Source organism: Bradyrhizobium sp. Pha-3, assembly GCF_042258325.1.
Lineage (GTDB): Bacteria > Pseudomonadota > Alphaproteobacteria > Rhizobiales > Xanthobacteraceae > Bradyrhizobium > Bradyrhizobium elkanii.
In genome coordinates, this window is the sequence record NZ_CP170151.1 from 6,993,201 (window position 1) to 7,014,512 (window position 21,312).

Annotated in this window: 18 protein-coding genes; 7 read left to right on the forward strand and 11 right to left on the reverse strand. The window is 64.1% G+C overall.

Annotated features, from left to right (window positions below; translation table 11 throughout):
• Positions 1-136: 136 nt before the first annotated feature.
• The 3 genes from ACE10X_RS33405 (at position 137) to ACE10X_RS33415 (ending at position 2,862) form a co-directional block, all read left to right on the forward strand.
• The gene (locus tag ACE10X_RS33405; protein WP_038382913.1) at positions 137-958 is read left to right on the forward strand and encodes a DeoR/GlpR family DNA-binding transcription regulator; all 822 of its coding nucleotides are present in this window, start codon (positions 137-139) and stop codon (positions 956-958) included.
• 13 nt (positions 959-971) lie between these two features.
• Entirely contained in the window at positions 972-2,003 is a 1,032-nt protein-coding gene (locus ACE10X_RS33410) for a helix-turn-helix domain-containing protein (RefSeq protein ID WP_038382912.1), read from the forward strand.
• Between the two features lie 67 nt (positions 2,004-2,070).
• The gene (locus tag ACE10X_RS33415) at positions 2,071-2,862 is read left to right on the forward strand and encodes an inositol monophosphatase family protein (protein WP_051002816.1); all 792 of its coding nucleotides are present in this window, start codon (positions 2,071-2,073) and stop codon (positions 2,860-2,862) included.
• 27 nt (positions 2,863-2,889) lie between these two features.
• Here the strand turns inward: ACE10X_RS33415 and ACE10X_RS33420 are convergent, their stop codons facing one another.
• Together ACE10X_RS33420 and ACE10X_RS33425 are read right to left on the reverse strand one after the other, a co-directional pair.
• Complete coding sequence (locus ACE10X_RS33420; RefSeq protein ID WP_038382911.1) at positions 2,890-3,846, reverse strand: choline/ethanolamine kinase family protein; 957 nt, start codon at positions 3,844-3,846, stop codon at positions 2,890-2,892.
• Positions 3,843-4,799, reverse strand: coding sequence for a phosphotransferase family protein (locus ACE10X_RS33425; RefSeq protein WP_038382910.1), 957 nt, complete (start codon positions 4,797-4,799; stop codon positions 3,843-3,845). Before ACE10X_RS33425 ends, ACE10X_RS33420 begins: the two co-directional genes overlap by 4 nt.
• A gap of 216 nt (positions 4,800-5,015) precedes the next feature.
• Here ACE10X_RS33425 and ACE10X_RS33430 point away from each other — a divergent pair, with 216 nt between their 5' ends.
• On the forward strand, positions 5,016-6,422 hold the full coding sequence (locus ACE10X_RS33430; RefSeq protein WP_038382909.1) for an amidase: 1,407 nt from the start codon (positions 5,016-5,018) through the stop codon (positions 6,420-6,422).
• 4 nt (positions 6,423-6,426) lie between these two features.
• Here the strand turns inward: ACE10X_RS33430 and ACE10X_RS33435 are convergent, their stop codons facing one another.
• From ACE10X_RS33435 to ACE10X_RS33450, 4 genes are all read right to left on the reverse strand, one after another.
• Positions 6,427-8,247 carry an ABC transporter ATP-binding protein gene (locus tag ACE10X_RS33435; RefSeq protein WP_304556653.1) on the reverse strand — a complete coding sequence of 607 codons (1,821 nt, stop codon included), beginning with the start codon at positions 8,245-8,247 and terminating at the stop codon, positions 6,427-6,429.
• Position 8,248: 1 nt separating this feature from the next.
• A complete protein-coding gene (locus ACE10X_RS33440; protein WP_038382903.1) occupies positions 8,249-9,166 on the reverse strand; it encodes an ABC transporter permease in 918 nt (305 codons plus the stop codon).
• A 2-nt stretch (positions 9,167-9,168) separates the two neighbouring features.
• Positions 9,169-10,149, reverse strand: coding sequence for an ABC transporter permease (locus ACE10X_RS33445; protein WP_038382902.1), 981 nt, complete (start codon positions 10,147-10,149; stop codon positions 9,169-9,171).
• A gap of 101 nt (positions 10,150-10,250) precedes the next feature.
• Positions 10,251-11,813 (reverse strand): ABC transporter substrate-binding protein, encoded by a 1,563-nt coding sequence (locus ACE10X_RS33450; RefSeq protein ID WP_038382901.1) that lies wholly within the window; start codon positions 11,811-11,813, stop codon positions 10,251-10,253.
• A gap of 341 nt (positions 11,814-12,154) precedes the next feature.
• Here ACE10X_RS33450 and ACE10X_RS33455 point away from each other — a divergent pair, with 341 nt between their 5' ends.
• The 3 genes from ACE10X_RS33455 to ACE10X_RS33465 all read left to right on the forward strand — a co-directional run bounded on the left by ACE10X_RS33455 (position 12,155) and on the right by ACE10X_RS33465 (position 16,281).
• Complete coding sequence (locus ACE10X_RS33455) at positions 12,155-12,964, forward strand: HAD-IIA family hydrolase (RefSeq protein ID WP_038382907.1); 810 nt, start codon at positions 12,155-12,157, stop codon at positions 12,962-12,964.
• On the forward strand, positions 12,961-13,944 hold the full coding sequence (locus tag ACE10X_RS33460) for a phosphotransferase enzyme family protein (protein ID WP_038382906.1): 984 nt from the start codon (positions 12,961-12,963) through the stop codon (positions 13,942-13,944). Before ACE10X_RS33455 ends, ACE10X_RS33460 begins: the two co-directional genes overlap by 4 nt.
• A gap of 177 nt (positions 13,945-14,121) precedes the next feature.
• Positions 14,122-16,281 (forward strand): N,N-dimethylformamidase beta subunit family domain-containing protein, encoded by a 2,160-nt coding sequence (locus ACE10X_RS33465; protein WP_051002810.1) that lies wholly within the window; start codon positions 14,122-14,124, stop codon positions 16,279-16,281.
• Between the two features lie 119 nt (positions 16,282-16,400).
• On the opposite strand, the gene ACE10X_RS33470 is transcribed toward ACE10X_RS33465, so the two are convergent.
• From ACE10X_RS33470 to ACE10X_RS33490, 5 genes are read right to left on the reverse strand one after another with little or no spacing between them, the layout of a single operon-like run.
• The gene (locus tag ACE10X_RS33470) at positions 16,401-17,438 is read right to left on the reverse strand and encodes a tagatose 1,6-diphosphate aldolase (RefSeq protein WP_038382900.1); all 1,038 of its coding nucleotides are present in this window, start codon (positions 17,436-17,438) and stop codon (positions 16,401-16,403) included.
• Entirely contained in the window at positions 17,435-18,394 is a 960-nt protein-coding gene (locus tag ACE10X_RS33475; RefSeq protein ID WP_375763411.1) for a sugar kinase, read from the reverse strand. Before ACE10X_RS33475 ends, ACE10X_RS33470 begins: the two co-directional genes overlap by 4 nt.
• On the reverse strand, positions 18,391-19,464 hold the full coding sequence (locus tag ACE10X_RS33480) for an ABC transporter ATP-binding protein (RefSeq protein WP_304556660.1): 1,074 nt from the start codon (positions 19,462-19,464) through the stop codon (positions 18,391-18,393). Before ACE10X_RS33480 ends, ACE10X_RS33475 begins: the two co-directional genes overlap by 4 nt.
• A 6-nt stretch (positions 19,465-19,470) precedes the next feature.
• Positions 19,471-20,475 (reverse strand): zinc-binding dehydrogenase, encoded by a 1,005-nt coding sequence (locus tag ACE10X_RS33485; RefSeq protein WP_038382895.1) that lies wholly within the window; start codon positions 20,473-20,475, stop codon positions 19,471-19,473.
• 7 nt (positions 20,476-20,482) lie between these two features.
• On the reverse strand, positions 20,483-21,310 hold the full coding sequence (locus tag ACE10X_RS33490; RefSeq protein ID WP_016848476.1) for a carbohydrate ABC transporter permease: 828 nt from the start codon (positions 21,308-21,310) through the stop codon (positions 20,483-20,485).
• Positions 21,311-21,312: the final 2 nt, after the last annotated feature.

Below are 21,312 nucleotides of genomic sequence, written 5' to 3' on the forward strand. Positions count from 1 at the left end.
CTTTGCGAAGAGCATAGGCAGCGCGGCGCCCAAAAAATGGGGAATTTGCCACATAATTGGTGTGGACTCACAACATCGCTTGGGGAACGATCATGAGGCGGACGCTGGAGAGGTTTGCAGCCGGAGAGACAGCGGAATGACTGATGACGTCCCTGCTGCGGCCGACAAGCGGCCACGAAAGGCCGACGGCGACCGCCTCTCGAAGCTCGCGCGCCACAAGCACATCATCTCGCAACTCACCGCCGCGCCGACGCTGCGGGCTTCCGAGCTCGCCGCCGTGCTCGGCGTCTCCGGCGAGACCATCCGGCGCGATCTGATGGAGCTTCAGGAGCAGAAGCTTATCAACCGCACATATGGCGGGGCGTCCCGTCCCTTCGCACTCGAGCCGGCGCTGACCGATCGCAAGGCGATCATGATCGCCGAGCGCGAGGCGATGGCCGCGGTAATCGCCGACCTCATCCTGCCGAACGAAGTGCTGATGCTCGGCGCCGGCGCTACCACGTTTCACATCGCAAGACGGCTGGCTTCGCGCGCGCACGATGTCACCGTGATCACCCATGATTACGCGATCGCGGCCGCGCTGGCCGTCAATCCGTCGATCCGCGTGCTCTGCTGTCCCGGCCGCTATCACCCCAACGAAGGCTATGTGTTCGGCACGCAGACGATCGCGAACATCAACAGCTATGAGGCCAACCGCGCCATCGTGAGCGCGACCGGCATCAGCGCGCGCGGTGCGAACGATGCCGACGACGAGGCCGGGGCAATCTATGGCGCGATGGCCAAGCGCGCCGCAGAAGCCATCCTGGTGGCCGATCACAGCAAGTTCGACCAGCGTGCGCTCACCGTCTTCGCGCATTGGACCGATATCGATCGTCTGGTTACCGATCGGCAACCAGAGGGAGCCCTGGCAACCGCTCTCCGTGCGGCCGGAACGGAGATCATTGTTGCGCAACCCTGAGAAAGGCCCAGCCATGGCACGCCTGACATCTGTTGCTTCCTGCGAGGACCACACCGGCCTTCATGCTGGCAACAACAAGGACCCCGGTCCCACGCAGGATTGGCGGACCCGGATCGGACGCCTCGATCTCGAGCTGATCGGGCCGGATCATGCCTTTGCCCGCAACTGGGAACGCGTCGCCTGCATCCACGATGCCGCCTATGTGCTGGTGTTTCCCCTGACCGGATGCGTCGCATTCAGCCAGGACAGCCGCATCGGGATCGCCCGTCCCGGCGAATATGTCCTGCTCAGCGAGCTCGCCTTCTACGAATTGTCGTCTGACAAGACCGCGCGCTTCCTGATGCTGCGCATTCCGGCCGCCGAGCTGCGCGGCCGGCTGGTCTCGGTTGAAGATCACATCAGCCGGCGCTTCAAGCCGAACGAACAGATGACGCACCTGCTCGCGGGCATGATCCGCAGCGTGGCCGAGCTGTTCGTCGCCTCGCCGCCGCCGAACCCCCAGGCGCTCGCGACCGAAATGATCAGCTTCGTCGCGCTGACGATCGGATCAGAGGATCGCGGCGCGGCAACCGATGTACGCAACGCGCGCTATCATTTGCGCCGCCGGATCGTCGATTTCATCGAGAGCCATCTCGGCGACCAGTCGCTGTCGCCGAAGAAGATCGCGGCTTCGAGCCGCATCTCGCTCAGCTATCTCTACAGCCTGTTCAACGACAACGAGACCACGGTCAGCCAGTTCGTTCAGACCAAGCGGCTGCAGCGGGCTTATGAAATCCTGGTCGCCGACCCGAAGGGCCGGCGGACCGTATCGGAGGTCGCCTACGAGGTCGGCTTCAAGAACGTGTCGCATTTCTCGCGCTGCTTCAGCCGGCACTTCAAGGTGGCGCCGCGCGACGTTCGCCAGACGCCGGTGGCGCCGCCGCAGCCGGCCGCAAGCGCGCGCTCGCCGCAGCCGAAGAGCCCTGCTGCCCGGGTGGCGCCGCGCAACGGATACGGCTCCCCCTATTGGGAGATCGACAAGCAGCCGGTCCACGAGACGGCGTAGCGCCCCATCCCAAGGCAAGGCGTCGAGCGTCCCGCGACGCCGGCGTGCCTCCCGACCGGAGCGATCATTGGACGACATTCAAGACAAATTATCCGCAAGCGAGCTCGCTTCGTTCTTCAACGAACTTGCCGACGTCGCCGGTAGGATCGCCGTGACGCACTTCCGCTCCAGCGTCGACTTCGAACGCAAGCAGGATCTGACGCCGGTCACCATCGCCGATCGTGCGATCGAGATGGAGCTACGGCGACTGATTGGCGCGCGCTTCCCCGATCACGGCATCCTCGGCGAGGAGACGGGATCGACTGCCGGGGACCGCTACACCTGGTATCTCGATCCGATCGACGGAACGAAGAGCTTCATCTCCGGCATGCCACTGTTCGGCACGCTCGTCGCGCTCGCCGACGAGAAAGACGGCTCGGTCGCCGCCGGCATGATCGATATGCCCGCGCTGGCGGAGCGGTGGTACGGCACCCGGCAAGGCACCACCTTCAACGGCAAGCAGGCAAAAGTGAGCCGCACGACGCGACTGGAAGACGCACAGATCTACACGTCATCGCCGGACTTCTTCACGCCGGGCGACTGGGCTCGCTACGACGCGCTGAGCCAGAAAGCCATGTTCCGGCGATTTGGCGGCGACTGCTACCAATATGGCCTGCTCGCATCCGGCCACTGCGATCTCGTGGTCGAAACCTCTCTCAAGTCGTTCGACTTCATGGCGCTGATTCCGGTGGTCGAGGGCGCCGGCGGCATCGTCCGCGACTGGCAGGGGCAACCGCTGTCGCCGGACTCCGATGGCCGGGTCATCGCGGCTGCGAACGACAGCCTGCTCGAGCAGGCACTCGCGATCCTCGATCAATAGGTCGCGGAGACCATCCTGCGGCGCGGCTCAGACGAGCCGCAACCAGCCGTCCCAGCGGGGATCGTACATCACGTCACGGGCGCGCATGTATTTCCAGACGCCGTACTTCTGATAGTCGAAATCCCAGTCCTTGAGCTTCCGGTTCACGACCGCCCATGACGCCCATTTCATGTCGGCGAGCGCCCGGTTAAGGATCACGCGCGCGACCATCTGCGGCCGCGCCTCGCCCAGATATTGCTCGATCAGGGCCTCCGTCAGATGCTCGTCGAAGAACATCTCGGCGAACAGGACGCCGAGCTCATAGCTACGCTCGTTGTTGGAAGCGAACTCGTAGTCGATCAGCTTCATCGGCTTTGGGGCGCCTGATTCCGCCGAGATCAGGAAATTGCCCGGCATCGGATCGTTGAAGCACGGCACAAGATCGAGACCCGACGCCAGGAACGCCGACTTGGCCTGATTGTAGCGATGCATCAGCCAGGGCATGTCCTGCGGGAAATGCGCGCCGAGCTCCCTGCCCTGCTCGATATGTTCCTCGATCATGTCGAAGATGGTCTTGGTCTGGCCGAGCTTCGGGCCGGCATGCAGGCGGCGGTAAAGGTCGAGAACGTCGGCCTGGATGGCGGCATCGCCGAAATCGGCATTGGTGCAGGCGCGATAGCCTTCGAGGAACTCGCTGATCTCGAGCCCGTCCGCGGCGTCGAAAAAGATCACCTCGGGCGCAACGCCCATGGCGTGGGCATTGCGCGCAGCCTCGTTGGCTGTCACGCGATCGATGAACATCTCCGAGCCCTCGCCGGGCACCTTGATGAAGTAGCGCCGTCCATCGCCGGATATCTCGACCAGCCAGTTCTGATTCATGAGGCCGCCGACCAGCGGGGTATAGGCCGCCCCCTTGCCGTGCCATTGCGGCACGCGGGCGATCGCCGCCTCGACATTGCGCTCGTGGACTGTCGCTCCCTCGCCGAGCTTCCTGCGGACAGTCATGCGATCCTCCGAAGCATCTCGCCAAAGCGCGGCTCTCGGACCGTCATGCGGCAACGCACGAAGCGCCAGCTGGCGAACTTGTAGAACTCAAAGGTGTTGCGCGCCGACCGCGCGGCGAGCACGGCGCCGATCAGGCCCCAGCGCAGATCATCCGCCACACCGTAGATGCGGGCGCGGCTGAATGCGCGCTCGTCGAATCCGCCGGCATTGCGGCTGAAGGCCTCGCGCGCCTCAGGCTCCTGCGCGAAGGCTTCGACGAGGAAGCTGCCGAGGTCCTCCAGCGGGTCGGCCGTCGTGGCGCGATCCCAATCGATCAGGCGAACCTCGCCGGTGTCGCTGATCAGGATGTTCGAGACATTGCCATCGCCATGGATCGGCACCGGTTTGATGTCGAGTTTCCTCAATGCATCGGCCGCAAAACGTAGCTCCTTGACCAGCCATCCCGCATCCGAGGGCAGTTGCGCCTTCGCGGCCTTTGCCGCCTTGTAGAAATGCTCGATCTCGTCGAAGACTCCCATGCGCCGCGGCAGAGGCGCCCCTGCTTGGAACAGGCGCCGCGCCGCGATGACCGCGTCGACGATCTTCGGCTCCAGCATCCGCTCCAGCGTGCCGACCCGCCAGCCACGGTTGAGATCCTCCATGACCAGAAGTCCCGCGTCCGGATCCGCCGCAAGCACCTTGGGACCGATACCGAGATCGGATGCGCGCCGGGCCGCCTCGAAGGCGCAGGCAACGTCGATGTAGAGCTTGGCATCCACATCCATGCTCTTGATGAAGATGCTCTCGCCGCTTCCATTCCTGGTGGCGCGCCAGGGAGCGCCGTCGACCCCGCGCCAGCTTGGCGAGGCGAGGACCGGAATGGCGGGCTCGATCACGATATCGCCCGTCCCCCATCCCGGGAGCCCGGCAATGTAGTTCCGGACCGTGACGATTTGCGTTCCAGACTGGCTCATGACGACTTCTGATCTCTCGCGGGTGCCATTCGGCCAGCTTGTCGCGGGCCTCCCGGTTTGATGACAAATTCGATCAAGACAAATTCGATCAAGACAGATGCAAAAGGGATGCCTCGCACTCCACCAAATCATGCCCTTGCGGCAGCGGCACTACCCCGACGGGGGCGACTTTCGCTATCCGGACACTGATCCAAAACACCATTTGTCGAGGCCAAGATGTCTGCTGCGGAACTGATCGGGATGAGCCTTGCGGGGCTGACGGAGGCCTACGCATCGCGCGCATTGTCGCCGGTGGAGGTGTTGCAAACCGTGCTCGGCCATGCCGAGGCGGTCAATTCCGCGATCAATGCGCTGTTCTGCTTCCGTCCGGAGCAAGCCATGGCAAGCGCGCAAGGCTCGGAAGCGCGATGGAAGGCGGGAGCGGCGCTGGGTCCGCTCGACGGCGTCCCCATGACCGTCAAGGACAGCGTCGCCATGATCGGCTGGCCCTATTTTCACGGCATCGGCGCCAACCGTGCCCTGCTGCCCTCCAACTACGATTCGCCGCCGGCGATCGCGCTCCGCGAGGCCGGCGCGGTGATCTTTGCCAAGACCACGATGCCGGATTGCGGCCTGATGGCGTCGGGCATCAGCTCGCTGCACGGCGTTACCCGCAATCCCTGGGGGCTCGCCTGGAATACCGGCGGCTCGTCGGCCGGCGCAGGCGCCTCCGTCGCCGCCGGCGCCGGCTATGTTTCCGTCGGCACGGATATCGCGGGCTCGGTCCGCCTTCCGGCCGCCCATTGCGGACTGGCCGGACTGAAGCCGACCCATGGCCGTGTGCCGCATTTGCCGGCCGACACCATGCGCATGGCAGGCCCGATGGGCCGCAGCGTGGATGATATCGCGCGCCTCCTGACCGTGCTGACGCGGCAGGACGAGCGCGACACCTGGAGCCTGCCCGCCAATGGCGTGCGCTATCACGAGCATCTGAAGCGCGACGTGAAGGGACTGAAGATCGGCGTCCTCACCGACATGGGCTTCGGCATGAAGGCGGAGGCGGCGGTTCGCAGCGCGGTCGAAGCGGCCGGCAAGCTGCTCGCGGGCGCCGGCGCGATCGTCGAGCCGTTCACCTCTCCGCTCACCGACGACGCCTATGCGCCGATCGACCTGCTCCTCCAGGTGCGCGGCTATCTCGAATATGCGTCGCTGCCGCCGCATGGCGACACCGCACGCGACATCAATCCCTACGTTCGCGCATGGTGCCTTGGTGGGGCGAAACATTCGGGCGCCGACCTCTACCGGGCGCTGGGCCAGATCGCCAAGATGAAGGCGGCGATGCTCGCGGCCTTCGAGGGCTGGGACTATGTCATCGCCCCGACGCTGCCGGTGGTGAATTTCCCGGCCGAGGAGCCCGGCGTGTCGCGCGAGATGCCGCTCGCGCACACGCTGTTCACCGCAATGTTCAACCAGACCTGCCAGCCCGCCTCCACCGTCTGCATGGCATTCGATTCCCGCCATTTGCCGATCGGCGTCCAGGTGACCGGGCACCGCTTCGACGATCTCGGCGTGCTGCAGGTGACCAAGGCGCTGGAAGACATGCGCTCGTTCGCGATGAACTGGCCGTTCAAGCCGCGCCCCTGAGAGCTCAGGCCGCGGCCTGCGCCGGCTCGCCGTCGAGGAGGTGGCAGGCGGCAAAGCGCCCCGGCGCGCGTTCGACCAGATTCGGCGTCTCCAGCCGGCAGCGGCCGAACGCCTTCGGGCAGCGCGAGGCAAAGCTGCATCCCGCCGGGATATCGATCGGGCTCGGCGGCTCGCCCTCCAGCAGGAAGTCCGCGGGGTTGAACGGCTTCTCCTCCAGCGTGGGGGCGGCCGAGAGCAATGCCTTGGTGTAGGGATGCTGGGGATCGAAGAACAGCTCGCGGTTGTCGGCGATCTCGACCATCTCACCGAGATACATCACGGCAATGCGCGTGCAGACCCTGCGCACCATTGCGAGATCATGGGAGATGAAGACATAGGTGAGGTCGTTCTTCTCCTGCAGCTTCGAGAAAAGGTCGATCAGCCTTGACTGCTCGCGTTGATCCAGCGCGGACAAGGTTTCGTCGAGGATCAGCAGCTTGGGATCGAGGATCAGGGCGCGCGCGATCGAGATGCGCTGGCGCTCGCCGGTGGAGAGCGCGTTCGGGAGCTGGTCATAGAGCTCGGCGGCAAGACCGACCTCGGCCATCGCCGCGATGACCCGGCTGCGCAGCTCCGCACGGGCGACATTGCCGCGGATCAGCAGGCTCTCCTCGATCATGCGGCCGACGGTGGTGCGCGGCGGCAGCGCGTTGTACGGATCCTGCAGCAGCAGCTGGAATTCGCTGCGGGTGCGGATCAGCTGGCGCGGCGACAACGTCCCGAGCGACGTGCCATTGAGGACGATGCTGCCGTTGTCGGGAATCTCGAGCCAGGCCAGCAGGCGCGTGAGGCTCGACTTGCCGCAGCCGGATTCCCCGACGATCCCGAAATTCTCGCGCGGCATGATGTCGAGCGTCACGCCGCGTACTGCCTGCACGTTGCTGTAGGTATTGAACGTGCCCCGCTTGCGTGCGCGATAGGTCCGAACAACGTGTTCCACCTTCATCAGGGGCAATTCGTCTTGCGCTTTGCGGCGGGCCGGCGGGCCCTCCGTGGTCGCCCACATGCGCGGCACGCTGGCAATGGCCTTGCGCGTGAAGTCGGTCTGCGGCGCGGCGAGCAGGTCGGCGAACGCCTGCTGCTCGACGAACCGGCCCTGATGGAGCACGGCCGTGCGGTCCCCGAACTGGCCGAGCGTGGGCAAGGACGACGAAAGGTAGATCGTCGCCATCCTGTGGCGCAGGCACAGGTCGTGCAGCAGCGCCACGATCTGTGCCGCGATGGTGACATCGAGCGGCTGGGTAATGTTGTCGGCGATCAGAACGGCGGGCTCGGCGCAGATCGCATCCACGATCATCGCGCGCTGCATCATGCCGCCGGAGAATTTTGCCGGGTAGTCCCAATAGCGCTCTTTCGGCGATGGAATCCGGACCTCGCCGAGGAGCTGCACGACCCGCTCGCGACATTCGCGCGGATTCCATTCGGGCCTGACGCTGTGCAGCTTTTCCGCGATCTGGGTCCCGACCGGTATCGTCGGATCGAGCGAGCTTTGCGGCTTGGAGCCGATACAGGCGATGTCGCGGCCGATCCGCACCTCGCGCGCCCCGGCGCCGAGAATGTCCTGGCCGGCGAAGGTGACCCCTCCGGAGCGATACGCCAGACTTTGCGGCAGCCAGTTCGCCAATGCGCGGCTGAGCACGGTCTTGCCGGCGCCGCTTTCGCCATAGATGCCGAAGATCTCCGACGTGTTGAGGCGGAAGGAGATGTGATCGAGGATCGGCGCAGCGCCCGGTGTCGCAGAACCGACCGTGAGGTCGTCAACCTCCAGAATGAGCGAGAGATCCATCTCAGAGACCTCCATAGATCCGGTTGCGCGCCTTCTCGAGCGCCGACCCCATCAGGTTGATCGAGGTAAGCGCGATAGCCAGGAACACGCCCGGCGTGGTCGCGATCCACCAGGCATTGATCAGGTATTTGCGGGAGTCGGCGATGATGCTGCCGAAGCTCGGCGTCGGCGGCTGGATGCCGAGCCCCAGGAAGCCGAGGATCGCTTCGAAGATCATCATGCGTGCGACGTCGAGCACGGCGACGAATGCGATCGGCGGCAGGATGTTCGGCGCGGCGAACAGAAACAGGATCCGCCAGTCCCCGGCGCCGAGCACGCGCAGGCCGCGGACATATTCCTTGCCGCGCTCGGTGACCGCGGCGCTGCGCGCCACACGCGCGTAGAGCGGCCAGCCGGACAGCGCCAGCACGATGATGATGGTCGGCACCGTCGGCCGCGACACGCCGAGAATGGTGATCGCCAGGATGATCATCGGAATCGACAATTGGGCATCGGTGATCCGCATGATGACGGTGTCCCACCATTTGCCCTTGAAGCCGGCAAACAGGCCAAGGCCGCAGCCGATGACGAAGATGAGCAGGACCGTGACGACGCCGACCAGCAGCGAATAGCGCAGGCCGATCAGGCTGCGCATCAGCATGTCGCGGCCGAGCTGATCCGTACCCAGCGGATGATCCCAGGTCCATTTGTCGCCGAGAAAGACCGGCGACATGAACTTGTCCTTCACCACCATCTTGGTCGCACTGATCGAGGACACCTCGGGATAGATGGCCGAGGCCAGCACCAGCGCCATGAAGATGATGAAGCCGATCTTGAAGCTCGGCATGCGCCAGGCGGCGGCCACGATACGGCGGTTGACCGAACGGGTTGGGGCCGCCGGTAAGGCGGGCTCCTCGGCGATGATCGTGGTAGCCGTCATGATCAGATCTCCACGCGGGGATCGATCAGATAAGCGACCAAATCCACGATGATATTGATGAAGACAAAGACGGCGCTGGTCGTGATGGCGATGCCCTGGATGACTGGAAAGTCGCGCCCGACGACGGAGACCACGGTCAGATTGCCGAGGCCAGGATAATCGAAAATGTATTCGATCACGAGAACGCCGCCGATCAGCGTCGAAAGCTGGATCCCGAGCAGGTTGACCAGCGGCACTGCCGCGTTGCGTAGGGCGTGCGAATAGACGATGCGGCGGCGAGACAGGCCGCGCACCCGCGCCTCATCGATGAACGGCGCTTGCATGACCTCGCCGAGCGAGGTCGTCAGCGTGCGGATGATGAAGGGGGCGATCTCCACCGCGAGCACGAAGGCCGGCAGGATGACATAGGAAAATCCCTGGTAACCGAGTGCCGGCAGCAGCTTCAGTTTCACCGACAGAAACAGGATCAGAACGATCGCGAGCCAGAAATTCGGAATCGAGACGAACAGCGACTGCATTCCGAACGCCAACGCATTCTGCCAGCGATGCTGGTGCAGCCCGCCCGCGATGCCGATCGGAAACGACAGCAGTAGCGCGAACACGAGCGCCATGCCGCCCAGTTGCAGCGTGAACGGCAGGCGTTCGAGGATGAGATCGATCACCGGCGCCATATCCGACTTGGTCGGGTCAACATACTGCCCGCCGGTCGCGATCATGCCGCTGCGCGGCCGCAAATAGGATTGCCCGAGATCGCCCTGTACCAGCCCGCGCATGTACCGACCATATTGCACGATGATGGGGTCGCGCAGCCCCATCTTGGTCGCGACCTTCTCCACCACGTCGGGCGGCGCCATGCCGCCGACGATCAGGCGCACGGGATCGCCCGGCACCACGCGCAGCAGCGTGAAGATGATCAACGAGGTGATGAAGACGATCAGGATGCCCTGCGCGATCCGCTTGACCAGGAATTCCAGGATCAACATCGAGAAGAGCTACCTTTGCAATTCATGAGGACCAGGCCCGACCAGTCCGGCCTGCGTCCGCGAACCGGCAGGTCGGGCGTACCCGGCCTGCCGAGCAATCATCATGCCAGTGTTGCCTTGGTCATGTCCTGCATGCCGTTCGGATAGATGTACAGACCATCCAGCTTCTTGCTGTAGGCATGGATGAAGACCGAGGTGAACAACGCGAGCGCCGGGGCCTTCTTGGCGATGGTCGGCAGCGTCTCGGTCTGCAGGATCTTCTTGCGCTCCTCGATTGTCGTGGCGTTGCGCTCCTTGTCCAGCACTGCATCGATGTCCTTGTCGACGATGCCGGTGATGCGCTTGGAGGAGGAGTGGAAGTGGGTGCGCAGGACGAGATCCGGCTCGGGCGAACCGGTGCACCAGCCGCAGTCGATCATGTTGCCCTCACCGCCGCCGGGCTTGTCGTAAAGCAAATTGCCCCACGCCGCGACTTCGAGCGTCTGCAGATTGACCTTGAACCCCTGCTCCTGGAGCATGCCGGTAATCAACTCGGCATATTCCTTCGTCTTCGGATAGAAGCCGACCGACGTGTAATAGGTGAGCTCGGGCAGGCCCTGGCCTTTGGGGAAGCCGGCCTCCGCGAGCAGCTTCTGCGCCTTGTCCGGATCGAATTCAGGATAGTCGGCCACCTCGGCATAGCCGAACTTGACCGGCGAGATGTGCGCCTTGGAATAGATGCCGGAGACGCCGAGCACGTCGAGCACCTGCTTGCGGTCGATCGAGTAGCATGCGGCGAGGCGAATGCGCGGATCGTCGAACGGCTTCTTCGAGCAGCGGAAGAACAGGTATTTGTTCTCGACCGAAACCGCCTTGTGGATGCTGAAGCGGGCATCCTTCGAGATGGTCTCGACCTGCTCCTGCTCGAGCCGCTCGATGATGTCGGCCTCGCCGTTCAACAGCGACAGCGTGCGCGTCGTGGTGTCACCGACGAAGTGATACTCGACACCCGGGATCTTCGCTGCGCCGAGGAAGAAGTCGGGATTGGCGGCGAGAACGGTGGTGTCGCCCTTCTGCTCGACATATTTGTAGGGGCCCGTGCCGTTCATGCGCGCCGAGAGCTGCGCCTTGTTGGCAACGTCCTTGGCCGACATGATCGGCAGGAAGGACGACAGGTAGTAGTAGAGCGTCGCCGGATAGCCCTGCGCCTTGGTGTTGATGTGGCAGGTGTAGTCGTCGACGACGTCGACCGTGACGAGACCGGGGTACCACTGCGCCGGACGATCGGGTTGGCAGCCATATTCATAGGTCGCCTTGACGTCGGCCGCTGTGAACGGGGTCCCGTCATGAAATTTGACGCCCTTTCTGAGTTTCACCTCCATCGTATAGATGTCGATGGGCTTCATCGATTCAGCCAACTCGAAGATCAACTCGTCCGGCTTCTCCGGCCGCATCGGCGCCCGCGTCAGATAGCCGAACACAAAGCCCTCGACGATGAGCTGGCCGAGATTGGTATGGGTGGTTGGGTCCCAGTTGCCGGTCAGCGCTTCCGCGCCAAGAAAGCGCAGTATCTTGCCTTCGGCGGCAAAGGCGGAATTCACAAGAAAGTCGGGATTGACCCGCCCGAAGCCGAACGCCGCGGCCCCGGCCAGTCCCCCTAACATCAAGTCTCTGCGGTTGATCATATGGTAATCCCTCGATGATTTCGGCAACGCTGAAACTGCTCTCGAGGCCACAAGGCACTCAGCCGTTTCGATCGTCTTGCACAAATCGTGGCTTTCACGCCTGCAAAGCCTAGACCAAAGGCCGCAATCGCCCGATTCCTGCTGCTCCACGATTCCGTTGCTGACACTCCCGGGGCGCCGCAGTCGCGCACGGAGATTTTCGGCTCCTGGAAGCATGGCGCACAACGGCAAGGCAAGGACGCCTCTCCAATGTGCAGCACACAAATGATGGATGCACAGAGCAGCAACGCCATGCCGGCAACCATATGATCATGCTCGCGGAACTGAACGGAATCCCAGCATTGGAACAGCGCGTTGCTTCGGCCGACCATCCCATTCGCGGCATCATCTCGGATCTCGACGGCGTCGCCTATCGCGGCGACAGTCCGATCGAAGACTCCGTCAAGGCATTTCGCGGATGGAGCGAGCGGGGCCTGCCCTACGCGTTCGTCACCAACAATTCGACGAAATCCGCCGCGCAATTTGCCGCCAAGCTGAGCCGCATCGGCATTCCGGCCGAGACGTCACAGGTCTTCACGACGATTTCGGCGGTCACGTCCCTGCTCGAACGGCGCTGGCCGCGCACCACGCCCGTGTTTGCGATCGGCGAACGACCACTGCTCGAGGCGATCGAGGACAGTGGCTATCGCCTGACCTGCGTCGAGCCCAAGATCGTCGTGCTCGGATTCGATGCCGCGCTCGACTACGCCAAGCTGCGCACCGCGGTCAGGGCCGCACTCGCCGGCGCAACCGTCATCGCCACCAATCCCGATGTCCTGACGCCGGTTCATGACGGCTACGATCCCTGCGTCGGCGCGATCACGGCCGCGGTTGCGGCGGCCGTTCCCAATACCAAGCCGATCGTGCTAGGCAAGCCGCAACCGTTCCTGATCGAACAGGCGCTGGCGCATCTCGGCACCGCCCGGCATGAGACCGTCATGGTCGGCGACCAGATCGGCACCGATATCGCAGCAGGAAAGGCCGCCGGCATGCGGTCGATCCTGCTCGCCAGCGACGTCCCTTTCAATGCGGTTGCGGACGTCGTTCCCGATCGCATCATCGCGAGCCTTCTTGACCTCGCGGACCCCGAGACGGTCGGTTGGCCGCGATGATGACTCCCGGCCTTATCGAGAGCATGCAGGCCTCTCTTGCCGCGAGCCTGCCGCGCTGGGGACTATCATCGCAATCGACGCTCGCCTTTCTCAGCCATTCCGAGAACACCACCTTTCTCGCGCAGGATCCGGCCGCTCGGCAAAAACTCGTGTTGCGCGTGCAGCGGCCCGGCTATCACTCGCCTGACGAGATTGCGTCCGAGCTCGCCTGGATCGACGCCGTGATCGCAGACAACGTGGTGCTCACGCCGCGCCCGGTCGCCGATCGGGAGGGACACCTGTTATGCCCCATTCCCCTGAGTGGCGCGACACGACACGTCGTTGCGTTCGAATTCCTCAGCGGCAAGGAGCCGGACGCCTCGGACGATCTGGCCACCTGGTTCGGCAAGCTCGGCGCGACCAGCGCGCGGCTTCACGCGCACAGCCGCCGATGGACAATGCCATCAACGTTCCAGCGCAAAGTCTGGGATTTCGATACCATGCTGGGCCGCCGGCCACTATGGGGTGACTGGCGCGCCGGTCTTGGCCTGCGCGACGATAGCCGCAGGCTGCTGCAGAGGGTCGCCGACCAACTTGAACGGCGCGTCGAGGCTTACGGACGGGGCGAGCAGCGGTTTGGCCTCGTTCACGCCGACCTCCGCCTCGCCAACCTGCTCGTCGAAGGCGACCGGCTCGGCGTCATCGACTTCGACGATTGCGGCTTCTCGTGGTTCTTCTATGACTTCGCCGCGGCCGTCAGCTTCATCGAGCACGAGCCGGTGATAGACCTGCTCCAGCAGTCGTGGCTCGCGGGATACCGGACCGTCGCACCGGTCTCGCGCGAGGACGAGGCCATGCTGCCTGCGTTCGTGATGCTCAGGCGCATGCTGCTGACGGCCTGGCTCGCTTCGCATTCGGACACCGAAACCGCACGACGCCTGGGTACGGGCTACACCGACGGAACGGTCGCGCTCGGCGACCGGTTCCTGCGCGGATTGTGACGCGGACTTTCGGGACCAGCCGTGGCGCGCCTGTCCTCTTCTCCAGTGTTGTTGCTCCCGGACTCCAGAATGCCGCAACAGATGTTTCCCCGCCGGCTTTGATCCGCGAATGATGGGCGCGCGTTCGGACATCGCGCGTCCGAAGCGGACTTAACCAGCGAGCGTGGGCGGCGTCAGATGGATATCCAGGCTTATTTCGAGGAGTGGTCCTGCGAGCCCGGCGATGTCGTCCGGCTCGCGATCAGCACGCCGCACGCCACCGCCCGCGCAAGCCTCGTGCGACTGGTCTCGGGTCCCGGGCGCGACGAAGCCATCGAGGGCAAGGTGATCGATTTCTCGTCGGTGCTCGACCGCACCGTTTCCGGCGGCGTGCAATCCACAATGGTCGGCTCGCACGCCGAATTTCCGCTTCCCTCACCGATCAACGATGCGGCGATCAGCGTCCATTGCTGGGCATGGCCGACCGTCCCCGAGCGGAGCGCGCCGCAGGCCATCTGGTCGATTGGCGACGTTGCGCTCGTCATCATCTCAGGCGGTCTTGCGCTTCGAATGGGCAGCGCAACGCTCGCGGTCTTGCCGGATGCGATCATCGCCAAACACTGGTATTCGATCCTGACTTCCATCGGCGACGGCGAGGTCTGCATCGACCTCAGGCGTCTTGATGCCAAGGTTGGGGCACAACGCACGCTCTGCGCGGCAACCGGCGCGACGGCAAATGCGGCGACGCTCCTGCTCGCGGCGGCCGGCATCGGCCGGTCCGGGTCGCCGCTGGAGCCATATAACGGCAAGATCGACTCGCCAACGCTGCACCTCGCGAAGCCATCCGCCGAGATGATCGCCGCATGGCACGCAGGGAAGACTCCCACGCAGCCGGCATGGGCAGCATGGAAACTCGGCAGGGACTTCGCGTCAGAGACGATTGAGCCGGACGCTGGAGGCAAACAGGGGCACCTTGTCAACGGCGTCGAGCGCGGTGTGACTGGACGCAACTGGGACGGGCGAAGCGACTCCTTCGTCGAAGTTCCCGAGCAGTACTGTGCGCTGCAATTCCACGACGACGACATGGTGGATGCCGGCTGGAGGTATAATCTCGAATTCCGCCTGCCGGAGGACCTTCAAAGCGGAGTCTACGCAGTTCGGCTCGAGGCCGGCGGAAGCCGCAATCATTTTCCGCTGTTTGTCAGGCCAGTCCTGGGCACTTCGGCACCCGTGCTGTTCCTGGTGCCGACCAACACCTATCTGGCCTATGCGAACGACCACCTGGCCTCGCTCGATTTCTCATCGGTGATGCCTCATGACAAGGTGGTGCCCGAGGACGAACAGTACCTGTTCTCACATCCGGAGCCGGGCCGTTCCTGCTACGATACCCATGCCGACGGAACGCCGGTTCGCTATTCGAGCCGCAGACGACCGCTGTTCAACGTCCGCCCTGGTTTTCCGAACTGGCTAACGGGCTCGTACCGTCACTTTCCCGTCGACATGTACATCATCGAATGGCTGGAGCACCTCGGCATCGAATACCACGTCGCAACCGACGAGGATTTCGAACGTGGTGGCCGCAACCTGGCCGACCGGTACGCGGCGATCGTCACGGGCTCGCACCCGGAATACTGGACACGAACCGGCCTCGATATCCTCGACGGATACCTGCATGACGGCGGACGGGTCATGTATCTTGGCGGCAACGGCTTCTACTGGGTGACGAGCCGGCTCGGTGCAAAGCCCTGGGTCATAGAGGTGCGCCGCGACAACAGCGGCACGCGCTGCTGGGATGCCCCCTATGGCGAACGGACCCATGTTGCGACGACTGAAGCCGGCGGCATCTGGCGCACGCGCGGCCGCGCCCCGAACAAGATGCTAGGTGTGGGCTTCGCATCGGAGGGATGGTCGAAGGGCTGCGGATATCGGCGTCTGGAGGCGAGCTACAATTCGCCCGCCGCGAAATTGTTTGACGGCATCACTGAGGAAATCGTCGGCGATTACGGCTATGTGCTGGGTGGAGCAGTGGGAGACGAGGTCGACAGGTACGACGTTGCGCTCGGAAGTCCCGAGCATGCCTATGTGCTCGGGACGTCGACCGGGCTTGGCAACGAGTATCAGCTCGTCATCGAGGATCTCACACTTTCGCTTCCGGATCAGGGAGGCGCTCAGCGGCCTGACGTGGTGAGATCGGACATGGTCCTGTTTCCGATCGATGGAGGCGGCTGGGTGTTTTCGGTCGGCTCCATCGCCTATGCCGGCACCCTGGCCTGGAACGGCTGCGACAACGGTCTTTCGCGCCTCACGGCGAATATACTCAGGGCCTTCACCGGCAAGGAGCCGGTGCTCGGAGCATGAGACCGTCAGCGCGACTTCGCCCCTGAAACGAAAGGTCAACGACCTTCGTTCGCCACTCATAACGGTCTGGTTGCAGATTCGAGTCCTGCCGGGCCAAGACACGTTGAGCCGTTACCGTTTCAATAGGCGCGCGCGAAGTCACCCTCCTGCTTAATATCGGTGAATACCGGAAAGCGCGCCTTCCAAGGCGCACCCTTGGCCGTCGTCAGCTTGTTGAGCCGCTCAAGCACGCCGAGGCCATCCTTGCGCAGGCTCGTCGAAACCGCCGCAAGGTCCGGGAAATTCTTCAGGACGGCATCGAGCCAGATGGTGCGGCCCGCCAGGAAACCGCCCGCGCCCGCGGCATGGGCGAAGTCGAGGACGCGCTCGAATTTTTCCGGCGCGGCGCCGCCCGACAGCAAGACCCAGGGAATGCTCCGCGCGCGGCAGATATCGCCGATCGCATCGAATTCCTTCTGCGCGGCCCTGGCTTCGGCGCTGCCGTCACGGGCCGGCAGGCTGTTTGCCGCGAGAGGGCTCTCAAGCTTCAGGAGATCGACGCCGTATTCGGGCTTGGCAAACTCGCGCACGCTATCGATGACGAGGCCCGGGAGCTTGCCAGGCGATTCCACATAATCGGCGGTGTGATTGGCGCTGCCAAGGAACGGATAGACCAGCAGTTCAAGAACATAGGGAACGTCGTGGCGGGCGCACTCCTCGCCAATCTCGCGCACGAAGTGCTTCTGATGCTCGTTTACCGCCGCGTCCGCATCCGGCCGATACCACGCCAGCACCTTGACGGCGTCGCCGCCCATGGCGCGAATTTTCTCCACACTCCAGTTGGCGATCGCGCGCGACTTGCGACCGCCCGCGGTCTCCTCGACGCGATGCTCCTCCAGCGTCATGATCAGGCCGCAGCGCGGCGGCAACAGATCGATCGCGGCGGGCACGGCAAAATTCGGGTCGAACAACATCGAGCTGCAATGCGGCGCAAGGTTTTCCACGAGGAGCCGCTTGGCCGCGGTGACGTCGGAATATTCGACCTGATCCCGCGTGATTCCCTTCGCCTTCGCAATGGCATCGAACAGCGGCGGCCGCTGATCCAGCGCGACCATGCGAAAGTGGCCTTCCGCGTCAGCAAGGCGGCCCAGTCCGCGGTTCTTTCCAATCGTTCTCATGGCTTCGTCCTCATGAATGCAACACACTCGTTGATGGTAGGGATTCCGTTGCGGCCACCGGGGTGGCGACATTTCATCGCGGCCGTGGCTGCAGAAAACGCCATGGCGTTGCGCACTTCGAGACCGGCGCCGATCGCCAGCGCATAGGCGCCATGGAAGACGTCGCCGGCGCCTGTGGTATCGACGACATCGACGGCATAGGCGGCGTGCCGGTGCACCTGGCCATTCTCGTACCAGCTCACACCGTCCTCGCCGCGTGTGACGGCAACAACACTGCAGCCGAAGCGCCCCAGCGCTGCGAGAGATTCGTCTTTGGCAGATCCGGCGAAAGAAGCGAGCGCGGGCTCGGAGAAGATCGCGTGGTCGGTCAGGGGCAGCACTCGCTCGAATACCTCGGCATCAGCCATGTCGCCGTCGAGCACCGTCGGAATGCCGCGCGCACGCGCCTCGCGAAACAGCGTCGCGGCGCCCTCCACCCAGCGCGGATCGGCCAGCACCGAGGATGCGCGAGCGACGGCTTCAAGCGGAAGCCAATCGGCCGCTTCCGGAAAGAGACCACGGAAGTTTACGATCTGCCGCTCGCCCGAACCGTCGACAATGATCCCCGAGACCGATGAGCGGCCATCGGGAAACAGCCGGAAATTCTCGACGTCGACGCCTTCGGCCGCAAAAGCCGACCGCATCTCGTGCCCGGCGGCATCGTCCCCTGCCCGCCCCCAGAACGCGACGGAGGCACCGAGCCGTGCGACCGCAACCGCGGCATTGGCGGCCATTCCGCCGCCAATGGTACCGTAGTCGATGGCCTTTATCTTCTCGCTGTTGCCCGCAAAGAGCCGATCGACGCGCCAGACCTGATCGAGCGCCGATAGCCCAAGGCAGATCACCTGGACACGCCGGGCTCTCGACGCCACGTCCGCGAGCGCCGAAAGACCTGCTATGTTCGCCGATGCGCTCACAGCAAGACCTGCCCGTTCGCTGCATCGAACAAATGCGTCTTGCCCGGCTGCGGCCGCAAGCTGAGGCGATCGCCGAGCTTTGGTCGCAACGACGGATCGACCCTTGCAATCGCGGAGACGCCGGCGAGATCGAAATGGATCAGCGTATCCGAGCCGAGCGGCTCGACGAGCTTGACGTTGATGGCAACGCTATCGGCCGTATCAGTGGCCGCGACGAAATGCTCGGGACGAACGCCGAGGATCGCGCTGCCGGCCCGGCGCAGCCGGCTTGCGGTCTCGCCATCCAAGGGCACCGCCGTAGCGCCTTGCGAAAGGATCGCGCGCTCCCCACGCCATTCGACCGGGAAGAAGTTCATGGCGGGCGAGCCGATGAAACCCGCGACGAACTGGTTGGCCGGCCGCTCGTAGACCGTCTCCGGCGTGTCGTATTGCTGGATCGTCCCGTTCTGGAGCACCACGATCCGGTCGGCCATCGTCATGGCCTCGATCTGGTCATGGGTCACGAAGACCATTGTGGTCTTGAGCTCCTGCGATAGCGCCTTGATCTCGGCCCGCACCTGCCCGCGCAGTTTTGCGTCGAGGTTGGACAGCGGCTCGTCGAACAGGAACGCCTTGGGATTGCGCACAATCGCACGGCCCATGGCGACGCGCTGGCGCTGTCCGCCGGAGAGCTCCTTCGGCTTGCGATCGAGATAGGGCTCGATGTGCAGGAGCCCGGCGGCACGCTTCACACGCGCATCGATCTCCGCCTTCGGCGTTCCCCGCAGCTCCAATGCGAACGACATATTGTCGTAGACGCGCATGTGCGGATAGAGCGCGTAGTCCTGGAACACCATCGCAATGTCGCGCTGTGCAGCTTGCACGCCGTTGACGCGCTTGTCGCCGATGTAGAGGTCTCCGGACGTGATCGGCTCAAGACCCGCGATGATTCTTAGCAGTGTCGACTTGCCACATCCGGATGGCCCTACAAAGACGACGAATTCATGGTCCGCGATCTCCAGATTGAGATCGGGGATCACGGTGAAACTGCCGTAGCGCTTGACGAGGTTGCGGATCGAGATCGAGGCCATGATCGCTTAATCCAGCGCCAGTACCGGCTTGATCAGCTCGCCCTTGGCAAAGCGGGCGAAATTCTCAGGCAGGGCCGACAGGCCGAACTCGCCGTCGACGAGGACGCGGTATTCGTCCTTGAACCTGCGCAGCAGCTCGATGTTCGGCTCGAAATCCGAGACCGGGAAGTAGAAGGTCCGGATCATGTAGAAGTCCTTGCGGCGGAACACCTTGCCTTCCTCGATGGTCCAGGGCGCGGCGTTCTCGCCGACCAGCACCAGCGCACCGCGCGGCAGGACAAGTTCGATGCCGAGATTGCGCGCCGCATGCGCGCCGGAGCATTCCATGATGAGAGCGAAGCGCTTCGAGGTGTCGCCTACGGGATGCGCCTTCGCGCCGAAGGATTGCGCGATCTTCAACCGCGTCGCATTGGGGTCGGCGACGTAGATGTCGTTGTAGCCGAGCGCACGCAGCGCCAGCACGACGCCGAGACCGACTGGCCCCGCGCCCATGACAAGAACAGGTCCGGCCTCACCCGGCGACACCACGCGGCTGACGAAGCGCACGGCGTGGCCCGACGTGCCGATGGTGTCGAGCAGCAGCGGCGCGAGGCTGTCCTCGATATCGTCAGGCACCGGCAGCAGACAGTTTTCCGGCACCGGTACATATTCGGCATAGCCGCCCGGCCGGTTCCAGCCGATCAGGCTGGAGACTTCCAGGCACATCTGGGTGTCGCCGCGTTTGCAGGCCGCGCAATAGTCGCAGTGGAGCGGAATATAGACGGCACAGCGGCGACCATGCAGCCGATGACCGGGCTGCTCGACCACGCCAAAGATTTCGTGTCCGGCGGTGAACTCGGCGCCCTTGTGCCAGAGCTTGAAGTCGGAGCCGCACAATGCGGTGCGCGAAACGCGCACGAGCACTTCACCCGTGCCGACGTCGGGCATTGCCACGCGCTCGATGGTGATGCGGTCGTTGCCGTGGAAGACCGCGGCCTGCATGATCGAATTCGGACGGGGTGACACGTTCATCAGATACCTAGCCTTTCACCGCACCGAGCGTCAGTCCGGACACCAGCCAGCGCTGCACCAGGGCAGCCAGCACCAGCGGCGGCAGCGCGATCAGCGTCGCCGCGGCCATGAGGGCGCCCCATTGCGTCGAGCCTTCGCCGATGAAGTTGAAGGCCGCCGCGATCAGCGTCTTGGTGTCGCCGTTGGAGAGCACCAGCGCAAACAGGAAGTAGTTCCACGAGAAGACGAAGGCGAGGATCGCCGAGACGGCGACGCCTGATGCCACCAGCGGCAGCGCGATGCGCCAGAGGATGCGCGTGACGCTGCACCCGTCGACCTGCGCCGCTTCGAAGACGCTGCGCGGGATGCCGTCGAAGGATGGCAGCAGCACCCAGATCACGATCGGCAGCGTGATAACGGCGTGGCTCAGGATGAGCGCGGTGTAGGAGCCGATCATGCCGATTTGCCGGAACATGACGTACCACGGCAGCAGGAACAGCGTGCCGGGCGCCATGCGCGCGGCGAGCGTCAGGATCGCCGGCCACGATATCCGTGTCCAGGACACGGCGAACGCGGCGGGGATACCAAACAGTAGGCCGAGCGCTGTCGAGCCGACGGTGACGATGAGGCTGTTGAGCGCATAGCTGAGGAACGGCGTGGTCTTCGTCAGCTCGACATAATTGTCGAGCGTTGGCGTGAAGATCAGCGTCGGCGGATAGGCCGTCACCTCGAACGACGGCTTGAACGAGGACAGCACCATCCAGACCGTCGGGGCCATAATGAGCACGCCGGCCAGCACGAGCTGCACGGTGTTGAGCCAGCGGATCCAGCGGTCGGTGTTGGCGGCATCCGTCATGA